Origin of the sequence: Micromonospora sp. M51 (assembly GCF_018070305.1) — a bacterium.
Taxonomy (GTDB): Bacteria; Actinomycetota; Actinomycetes; order Mycobacteriales; family Micromonosporaceae; genus Micromonospora; species Micromonospora parva.
This window is the reverse complement of the sequence record NZ_JAGPXZ010000286.1, coordinates 1-7,110: the sequence shown is the minus strand read 5'-3', so window position 1 is coordinate 7,110 and position 7,110 is coordinate 1. Positions and strand designations below refer to the sequence as shown.

The window sequence follows — 7,110 nt, the reverse complement described above, 5'->3', positions numbered from 1 at the left end:
GGATCATGACGGGGCGCCGCCCGGTGGTGACCGGGATCGGGGTGGTCGCCCCGGGCGGCGCCAGCCGGGACCGCTTCTGGAAGACCATCACCGAGGGGCGGACCGCCACCCGGCGGATCAGCTTCTTCGACCCGTCGGCGTTCCGGTCGCAGATCGCGGCGGAGTGCGACTTCGACCCGGTAGCGGCGGGGCTCAGCGAGACCGAGCGACGCCGGGCCGACCGGTACGTGCAGTTCGCGCTGGCCTGCTCCGCCGAGGCGGTGGCCGACGCCCAACTGGTGCTCACCGACGCGGAACGCGACCGGGCCGGGGTGGTGCTGGGCACCGCGGTGGGCGGCACGATGGCGTTGGAGCAGGAGTACGTCACAGTGAGCGAGCACGGCCGGCGCTGGCTGGTGGACGGGGCGCGCGGCGGCCCGTACCTCTATCAGGCGTTGGTGCCCAGCAGCCTTGCGGCGGACGTGGCCTGCCGGCACGGGTGGCACGGCCCGGCGCAGGTGGTGTCCACCGGTTGCACCTCCGGCATCGACGCCATCGGGTACGCCCACCAGATGATCGTGGACGGTGAGGCGGACGTGATGCTGGCCGGCGCGTCCGACTCGCCGATCTCGCCGGTCACCGTCGCCTCGTTCGACGCGATCAAGGCGACCAGTCCGGACAACGACGACCCGGCGCACGCCTCGCGCCCGTTCGACGCCGACCGGCACGGGTTCGTGCTGGCCGAGGGTGGGGCGGTGCTGGTGCTGGAGGAGGCCGGGCACGCCCGGCGGCGGGGGGCGCACATCTACTGCGAGGTGGCCGGCTACGCCAGCCGCAGCAACGGCTTCCACATGACCGGGCTGCGCCCGGACGGGTTGGAGATGGGCCTCGCCGTCACCGACGCGCTGCGGCAGGGTCGGATCCTGCCCGAGCAGGTCTCCTACATCAGCGCGCACGGCTCGGGCACCCGCCAGAACGACCGGCACGAGACGGCCGCGTTCAAGCGGGCGCTGGGCCAGGCCGCGTACCGGGTGCCGATCAGCTCGATCAAGTCGATGGTCGGGCACTCGCTCGGCGCGATCGGGTCGATCGAGATGGCCGCGTGCGCCCTCGCCATCGAGTTCGGTGTGGTGCCCCCGACGGCGAACTGGAGCACCCGGGACCCGGAGTGCGACCTGGACTACGTGCCCAACGAGGCCCGGGAGGTCCCGGTGGACGTGGCCCTTTCGGTGGGCAGCGGGTTCGGCGGTTTCCAGTCGGCGATGGTGTTCCGTCGGATGGTCGGCGCGGTGGCGGCGTGACGTCCCGGGCGGTGGTGACCGGCATCGGGGTGGTCGCGCCGAGCGGCATCGGCGCGGACGCGCACTGGCGTACGGTGCTCGCCGGCACCCGCCGGACCGGGCCGATCACCCTGTTCGACCCGTCCGGCTACCCGACCCGCTTCGGTGGGGAGGTGCCCGGGTTCACCGCCGACTCGTACGCCGACAGCCGGCAGCTGGTGCAGACCGACAGGTGGACCCACCTCGGGTTCGCCGCCACCCGGCTGGCGTTGGCCGACGCGGGCCTGCCCGAGCGGGCACCCGACCCGTACGGCTACGCGGTGACCCTGGCCAGCTCGTCCGGCGGCAACCTGTTCGGTCAGCGGGAGCTGCAGCGCCTGTGGGGCGGCACGTCACGCACGGTCGGGGCGTACCAGTCGATCGCCTGGTTCTACGCGGCCAGCGTCGGGCAGCTCTCCATCCACCACCAGTTCAAGGGCCCGAGCGGGGTGCTGGTCGCCGAGTCGGCCGGTGGGCTGGACAGCCTGGCGCACGCCGCCCGTGCGGTACGCCGGGGCACCCCGGTGGTGATCGCCGGGGCCACCGAGTGCCCGTTGAGCCCGTACGCGCTGGCGTGCCAGCTGCGTTCGGGGCTGCTCAGCGACGTCGCGGACCCGGAGCGGGCGTACCGGCCGTTCGACGCCACGGCCAGCGGCTACCTGCCGGCCGAGGGCGGAGCGGTGTTCGTGGTGGAGGAGCTGGGGCACGCCCTGGCCCGGGGTGCCCGGGTCTACGGCGAGGTGAGCGGGTGGGGGTCAACCCACGACGCCGCGCACACCACGGCGGAGAGCACCGGCGACCCGGCCCAGTACGCGCGCGCGATGCGGCTGGCCCTGGACCGGGCGGGTGTCGCCGCGGCCGGCATCGACGTGGTGCTGCCCGACGCGCTCGGGGTGCCCCGCTACGACCGCAGCGAGGCCGAGGCCCTGCGGGCCGTGTTCGCCGACCGGCCGCCGCCGGTGACCACCCAGAAACCGCTGACCGGTCGGGCGTACCAGGGCGGTTCGGCGTTGGACGTGGCCACCGCGCTGCTCGCCTTCGCCCACGACACGCTGCCCGCGTCGGCCGGCCCGGACGAGGTGGCCGAGGGCTGCGAGCTGGACTTCCTCCGGGAGCACCGCCGGCCGCGCAGCCGGCTCGCGCTGGTGTGTGCGCGGGGCTTCGACGGATTCAACAGCGCGCTGGTCCTGCGCGGGGCCGCGCCGATGAGGGGAGAGCCGTCATGACCGAGCAGCGGGCCCGGGTGGTCTTCCTGGTACGGGTGCCGGTGCCGCGCACCGAGGCGTTCCTCGCCGCGTACGAGCAGGTGCGGCACCTGGTCGCCGGTGGCGTGCCGGGGCACCTCGTCGACCAGGTGTGCCGTTCGTCGACCGACCCGGAGCAGTGGTTGATCACCAGTGAGTGGGCGACCCTGGCCGACTTCGAGAAGTGGGAACGCAGCCCCGAACACCGGGACCTCGTGCGCCCGATGCGGGAGTGCTTCACCGACGCCCGTTCCCTGCGCTTCCACATCCACGCCCAAACCCCAGCCCTAGCCTGACCGTCCGCGCCCCCACGGCTCGCCTCTCCGCGATCTTGCACTTGGTGTCGCGGCATAGACATGCCACCCGTTTCGACAACCGAAAGTGCAAGATCGGCGCGGTGGGGCGGGGTCGCGCGGGGGCGTAGGTTCGGGGTTTATGAAGGTGCTGGTCTCTGTGGACATGGAAGGCCTCTCGGGGGTTGTGCATCCCAGTGAGACGAACCCGGATCGGTACGACTATGAGCGCGGCCGGGCGTTGATGACGGCCGAGGCGAACGCGGCGATCGCCGGCGTTCTCGACGCTGAACCCGGCGCGGTGGTGTGGGTCGCCGACGCGCACGGAACGTTCCGGAACCTCCTGCCGGAGGACCTCGACCGGCGTGCCCACCTGGTGCGGGGCAGACCCCGCCCGCTGGGCATGCTCGCCGGGCTGGACGAGGGCACGGATGCCGTGCTGCTCATCGGCTATCACGCCCGGGCCGGTGCCGGGCCCGCCGTGCTGGCGCACACGATGAGCGACGCCATCCTCGACGTGCGAGTGGCCGGACGATCGCTGGGCGAGATCGGCCTCAACGTCGCCATGGCGGGGCACCTGGACGTGCCGGTGGTTCTGCTCAGCGGGGACGACACCGCCTGCGCGGAATTCAGTGAGCTGGTGCCCTCGGCGGTCACCGTCGCCGTCAAGCAGACAGTGGGCCAGGCCGCCGCGGTGGCGCTGCATCCGCAGGAGGCACGGGAGCGGCTGCGTCACGCCGCCGCCGACGCGATCGCCCGGCGCGCCTCGATTCCCCCGGTGGCGATGGCCGGGCCGTTGCACGTCGAGGTCGACCTCTACGGCCCGTACATGGTCGACCTCGCGGTGCTGGTGCCGGGTGTGGCCCGCGTCGGCGGCGGGCGGACGGTCGCCTTCCGCGCCGTTGACGTCGCCGAGGCCTACCGGCTCGTTCAGTTGCTGGTCCAACTCGCCAGCATCAAACCGGACTAGCGCGCGTACCCGCATCGCCGAGCGCGCCCACGGCGGCCGGGCAGCAGCCGGCGGGGCGCGACCCACCCTCGTCGGGCCAGCCGACGACCGACGCCATCGGCCGTCCGGTTGAGGGCGCGCGACGGTTGTACGAGGCGTCATGCCTCGGTGACGCTGTGCCGGGTCACCCGCCCGATTCTGTCCGCCGAACGGGCTGTCGGCAATCCGGCTGGCCGCTGCTTTTGATCCATCCATTTGCATCTAGCAATGGCAATGGTGGCGTCGTATGGTTCCCCGCAGCACCCCGACAAGCGTACCTGATGGGCGGATTCGCCCTCTTTCATGCTGGGCGGTGAACGGCAGTGACGGCAGAAGATCCTACGGCGACAGACCCCGGCTGGGTGGACGAAGTCCTGTTCGCGGGCCGCCCGACCGACGTTTGTCTCCGACTGCCCGAGCCGATCGATCGGGCCACCCTGCACCGCCTGGTCACCGCCGCGCAGGACCGGCTCACCGCCGCCGGACTACGCCCCGGTGGCGCCGCCGCGCTGCGTCTGCCCCCGTCCCTGGCGTACGTGGTCAACCTGTTGGCCACCTGGCGGGCCGGGGGTCAGGCGATCCTGCTCGACCACCGGCTCACCGACCACGAGGTGGACCGCGCGCTGCTCCGGTTGACCCCGCAGGTGGTGATCGCCCCGGTGCGCACCGGTGGCGGCGCGCTGAAGATCTTCGTCGACGTCACCGAGGGCGTCACCCGCTATGCCGACCGTCCGGCGGTCAGCGGTCACGCCGTGATCCAGCTCAGCTCCGGCTCCACCGGACCGTCCAAGGTGATCGGCCGCACCGCCGCCGACCTGGTCGCCGAGGTGCACCGCTACACCCGGATCGACGGGGTGGCGCTGCCCGGCGAGCGGATCATCCTGCTGCCCTCGATGGTGCACGTGCTCGGCCTGGTCGGTGGCCTGCTCTACGGGCTGCACGCCGGGGTCGAGCTGGTCCCGCCCCAACGCCTCAGCGGCGACGCCGTGCTGGCCGCCATCAGTGCCGGCACCACACCGGCCACCGTGCTGGGCGTGCCGTTCCACATCGGACTGCTCGCCTCCACCCGACCGGCCGGGCCCCTGCCGCAGCTGCGGCGGATGACCACCGGGGGTGAACTGGTGCCCGCCGCCGTCGCCCGGGCGTTCACCGACCGGTACGGGGTGCCCCTGGGCAACATGTACGGGATGACCGAGGTCGGAGTGATCGGCACCGACCTGCACGGCGCACACCGACCGTCGATCGCCCCCGCGCCCGGCATCGAGGTCCGGGAGCGCGGCGGTGAGCTGTGGGTGTCCTGCCCGGCGTCGCCGTACGTCGGACTGAGCGACCCGACCCGCTGGTCCGACGGCTGGCTGCACACCCGCGACGCCGGCACCGTCGACGAGGACACCGGCCTGGTCACCGTGCGCGGTCGACTCGACTCGCAGGTCTCCGTGGGCGGGATGAAGGTCGACCTGACCGAGGTGGAGGCCACCGTCACCGAGCTGACCGGGGTGGCCGCCGCGGTGGTGGTCTGGGATGACGGCATCACCGCGTACGTCCAACCCGACGGCCCGCTGTCGGAGGAGACGCTGGACAAGCTCCTCGCCGAACGGTTGGCCGGCTACAAACGGCCCCGGACGCTTCACCTGCTCGATCAGTTGCCCCGCACCACCACCGGCAAGCTGGTCCGCTCGACCGACGCGCTGCGCTCGGCGGTCAGCCCGTGACCGGGCCCCTGCACCACCTCGACGTCGACCCGCGTGGCCGCGTACCCGGCGACCGCCAGGACCAGGCCCTCGCCCAGCGGCGGGTGACCGACCCGTACGGGCTCGACGCCGGGCACCAGCCGCAACGACAGCCCCGGCGTCGGCATCAACCGGCGCAGCCCGCCGTCGCGCAACCCCCGCCCGAGCGCCTTACCGACCGCTTCCTTCGCGGTCCACAACCGCAGGAAGTCCACCGTCCGGCCAGCCTCGGGCCGATCGCCCAACCAGGCCAGCTCGGCGGGCGGGAACCAGCGGTGGGCCAGCGCGAGCGCCGGCAGCGGGCGGATCCGTTCCACGTCCACCCCGACCGCGCCGCCCCGACGGGCGGCGACCACCACCAGCCCGGCGGTGCGGCTGACGCTGACCGCCAGCTCGACCGGTCCGGTCACCTCGTCGACCCGGACCACCGGCCGTCCCGCGCTGTCGTGCGTCAGCACCACGGCGGTCTCCGCGCGGCCGAGCAGCAGAGCACCCGCCCGCCGCAACAGCACAGCGGCCGGATCCGGCTGACCGCCGGTGTCCCGGCCGACCCACACGTAGGCGGTGTCCCGACCGGACACCGTCAGCTGGCCCACGCAGAGAGGGTATCCATGAGAGCCGAGGTCCGCGCCTTCGTCGTCGAGCAGCTCGCCGACATGAACTACGACGTCGAGGGGCTCGACGACGACACCACACTCGGCCCGTCCGGCGTCGACCTGGAATCTCTCGCCCTGGCCGACCTGTCCGTCCGAGTCGAGGACCGCTACGGCGTGACGTTCGCCGACGACGAGTCCGAGCAGCTGGCCCTGATGACTGTCGGCGAGTTCACCACAATGGTCGCCACGCGTGTCGCCGAGGCCACGAGCGACCCGGTCTGATGAGCGGTCAGCCCGATCTGGGGCGAGCTGACCTGCTGAGCATGCTCGCCGAACTCACCGCGAAACCCGCCGCCGAGGTGTCCGACCGGATCGGCTCGATGGAGCTCGCCTGGCTGGTGCACCTCGTCGAGCAGCGCTACGAACGCCGACTCGACCTGGCCGACGACGAGCTGGCCGGCATCCGTACCGTCGACGACGCCCTGGCGGTGTTCCGGGCGTCGCTGACCGCCCCCACAGATGGTTGAGGCGCGCGTCGCCCAGCTCACCGGTGTGTACGCCGTCAGCGCCCTCGGTCGGGGCGCCGACGCGCAGATTGCCGGCGTGCTGGCCGGTGTGCCGGCCTTCGGCCCGGTACGCCGGTTCGACACCGCCGCCCGTCGGGTCACCGTGGCGGCCACAGTGCCCGAGGTCGGCACGCTGCCCGACGAGCTGGCCGCCGCGATCGACGAGGCCTGCCGGGCGGCCGGCCTGGACCGCGAGGGCCGCACCGGGTGCGCCCTGCTGCTCGCCGTCCACGGCGGACCGGCCACCGGCCCGGCCCCGGCCGTGCTCGCCGGTCAGCTCGCCGCCCGATGTGGCCTTTCCGGGCGCACCCGGGTCTACACCAGCGCCTGCGTGTCGGCGAGCACGGCGGTGGCCGACGCCGCCGCTCAGATCACCCGCGGTGACGTCGAACGGG

The 7,110-nt window shown here is 73.2% G+C and carries 9 protein-coding genes; 8 read left to right on the top strand and 1 reads right to left on the bottom strand.

The genetic code is table 11. The annotated features are described in order from the left end of the window. Positions 1-5: 5 nt before the first annotated feature. The 5 genes from KBX53_RS16820 to KBX53_RS16800 all read left to right on the top strand — a co-directional run bounded on the left by KBX53_RS16820 (position 6) and on the right by KBX53_RS16800 (position 5,535). Positions 6-1,280 carry a beta-ketoacyl synthase gene (locus KBX53_RS16820; protein ID WP_210860260.1) on the top strand — a complete coding sequence of 425 codons (1,275 nt, stop codon included), beginning with the start codon at positions 6-8 and terminating at the stop codon, positions 1,278-1,280. Then, complete coding sequence (locus tag KBX53_RS16815) at positions 1,277-2,524, top strand: beta-ketoacyl synthase N-terminal-like domain-containing protein (protein ID WP_210860259.1); 1,248 nt, start codon at positions 1,277-1,279, stop codon at positions 2,522-2,524. The genes KBX53_RS16820 and KBX53_RS16815 overlap by 4 nt, the downstream gene beginning before the upstream one ends. Then, positions 2,521-2,838, top strand: a complete 318-nt coding sequence (locus KBX53_RS16810) for an antibiotic biosynthesis monooxygenase (protein ID WP_210860257.1) — start codon at positions 2,521-2,523, stop codon at positions 2,836-2,838. The genes KBX53_RS16815 and KBX53_RS16810 overlap by 4 nt, the downstream gene beginning before the upstream one ends. 145 nt (positions 2,839-2,983) lie before the next feature. Then, positions 2,984-3,805, top strand: a complete 822-nt coding sequence (locus tag KBX53_RS16805) for a M55 family metallopeptidase (protein WP_210860256.1) — start codon at positions 2,984-2,986, stop codon at positions 3,803-3,805. A gap of 380 nt (positions 3,806-4,185) precedes the next feature. Then, positions 4,186-5,535: a class I adenylate-forming enzyme family protein gene (locus KBX53_RS16800; protein ID WP_210860255.1), complete on the top strand. Its 1,350-nt coding sequence runs from the start codon at positions 4,186-4,188 to the stop codon at positions 5,533-5,535. On the opposite strand, the gene KBX53_RS16795 is transcribed toward KBX53_RS16800, so the two are convergent. Then, positions 5,463-6,149, bottom strand: a complete 687-nt coding sequence (locus KBX53_RS16795; protein ID WP_030332986.1) for a 4'-phosphopantetheinyl transferase superfamily protein — start codon at positions 6,147-6,149, stop codon at positions 5,463-5,465. The two genes, KBX53_RS16800 and KBX53_RS16795, sit on opposite strands and share 73 nt — an antisense overlap. A gap of 15 nt (positions 6,150-6,164) precedes the next feature. Here KBX53_RS16795 and KBX53_RS16790 point away from each other — a divergent pair, with 15 nt between their 5' ends. From KBX53_RS16790 to KBX53_RS16780, 3 genes are all read left to right on the top strand, one after another. Then, entirely contained in the window at positions 6,165-6,431 is a 267-nt protein-coding gene (locus tag KBX53_RS16790; protein WP_210860254.1) for an acyl carrier protein, read from the top strand. Further along, positions 6,431-6,676 (top strand): acyl carrier protein, encoded by a 246-nt coding sequence (locus KBX53_RS16785; RefSeq protein WP_210860253.1) that lies wholly within the window; start codon positions 6,431-6,433, stop codon positions 6,674-6,676. The genes KBX53_RS16790 and KBX53_RS16785 overlap by 1 nt, the downstream gene beginning before the upstream one ends. Next, positions 6,669-7,110: beta-ketoacyl synthase N-terminal-like domain-containing protein (locus tag KBX53_RS16780; protein ID WP_305797956.1), on the top strand; the 442-nt coding region annotated here is incomplete at its 3' end. The genes KBX53_RS16785 and KBX53_RS16780, both read left to right, overlap by 8 nt.